We start from the raw sequence: 366 nt of genomic DNA on the forward strand, positions 1-366 counted from the left end.
TCCCCATCCGCGCCGTCATGGCAATCCGGAGCTCGCCGAACTCGAAGGCAAGCTGCTCGGCGCCATTCTCGGCACCGGCCGCTGAAAGCGTCAATGCGTGCCGCTGGCCTCGCGATCGAGAAAGGCCTCGAAATTGTCGAGGCCGATTTCCGTGCCCTGGCGGCGCAGGCCATCGTCGGGATAGCCGTCGAGGAACACCACCTGCTCGGTAAACAGCATGCGGGTGCCCGCCGCTGACGGCTCGAAAGTGACGGTGGCAAGGGAGGCGGAGATGCGGGTCTCGCCGAGCTTCATCTCGTAGGCGTAGACGATGCGGGCATTCTCGACGACATCGAGATAGTGGGCGTCATAGGCATGCAGCAAACC

General features: G+C 63.9%; 1 protein-coding gene. It reads right to left on the reverse strand.

Going from position 1 to position 366, the window contains the following annotated elements:
* Window positions 1-90: 90 nt before the first annotated feature.
* Window positions 91-366 (reverse strand): SRPBCC domain-containing protein (locus tag AC1DIX_RS28310; RefSeq protein ID WP_477328690.1); only part of this gene is annotated, 276 nt, incomplete at its 5' end.

The sequence above is a fragment of the Massilia sp. 05N420 genome (assembly GCF_056397205.1).